The 1,138-nt window shown below is 70.7% G+C and carries 2 protein-coding genes; both read left to right on the top strand.

The features are described from left to right. Window positions 1-120 precede the first annotated feature (120 nt). The gene (locus tag I5E_RS16585) at window positions 121-564 is read left to right on the top strand and encodes a Fur family transcriptional regulator (RefSeq protein ID WP_022906722.1); all 444 of its coding nucleotides are present in this window, start codon (window positions 121-123) and stop codon (window positions 562-564) included. A gap of 234 nt (window positions 565-798) precedes the next feature. After that, window positions 799-1,138: catalase (locus tag I5E_RS16580; protein ID WP_261974978.1), on the top strand; the 340-nt coding region annotated here is incomplete at its 3' end.

Here is a 1,138-nt window from a genome sequence, read left to right as displayed (position 1 = left end):
GACCCGAGGACCGGCTGCCACGGAGTGCTGGGGTGTTCACGATCGGCACGCTACTCCCCCGACCGACGGCCGCATTACAGTGACGGTGTTGTCTTGATTCCTGCAAAAGAAAGGCCCAGCATGGACGTCGACGCCGATCTGCTCCGCGCCTCCGGCCTGCGGGTCACGACGCCACGGCTCGCCGTCCTGCGGGCGACCGCGACGATGCCGCACGCGACGGCCGACGACATCGTCACCGCGCTCACCGCCGAGTTGCCGACCACCAGTCACCAGGCGGTCTACGGCGTCCTCGCGGCGCTCACCGGCGTCGGGTTGGTGCGGCGGATCGAGCCGGCGGGCAGCCCCGCGCGGTACGAGCGGCGGACCGGTGACAACCACCACCACATCGTCTGCACGATGTGCGGTGCGATCGAGGACGTCGACTGCGCCGTCGGCCACGCGCCCTGCCTCACGCCGTCCGAGACCCACGGCTTCGCCGTCACCACGGCCGAGGTCACCTACTGGGGCATCTGCGAGCAGTGCGCCGCCGCCGAGCGCGACGACACCGGGGCCGTCCCGGCCTGACCGCAGACACCCCGACCCGGGGACGACCGCAGACACCCCGACCCGGGAACGATCCGCAGTCGTCCCCGCTCCCGGCACCGAACCGGGACCACGAGCAACCCGAGCACCCCTGACCGAACCAACCGTTCCACCCAAGGAGGAACCGTGTCCGACCAGAACACGACCGGCACCCCGTCCGGTACCCCCACCACCACGACCAACTCCGGCGCCCCCGTCTCGAGCGACGAGCACTCGATGGGCGTCGGGGCCGACGGCCCCCTCGCGCTGCACGACCACTACCTGGTCGAGAAGCTCGCCCAGTTCAACCGCGAGCGTGTGCCGGAGCGCGTCGTCCACGCCAAGGGCGGTGGCGCCTTCGGGACGTTCACCGTCACGCAGGACATCAGCGAGTACACACGCGCCGCGTTCCTGCAGCCGGGCAAGCAGACCGAGATGCTCGCGCGCTTCTCGTCGGTCGCCGGCGAGCAGGGCTCCCCGGACACCTGGCGCGACCCGCGCGGCTTCGCGCTGAAGTTCTACACCGAAGAGGGCAACTACGACCTCGTCGGCAACAACGCCCCCGTCTTCTTCATCC

Source organism: Curtobacterium sp. B18 (assembly GCF_000333375.1).
Taxonomy (GTDB): Bacteria; Actinomycetota; Actinomycetes; order Actinomycetales; family Microbacteriaceae; genus Curtobacterium.
This window is presented reverse-complemented; position numbering and strand designations above follow the sequence as displayed.

Excerpts from the sequence above, each read along its gene's own strand:
- I5E_RS16585 (WP_022906722.1), top strand. The coding sequence starts at position 121 with ATGGACGTCGACGCCGATCTGCTCCGCGCCTCCGGCCTGCGGGTCACG.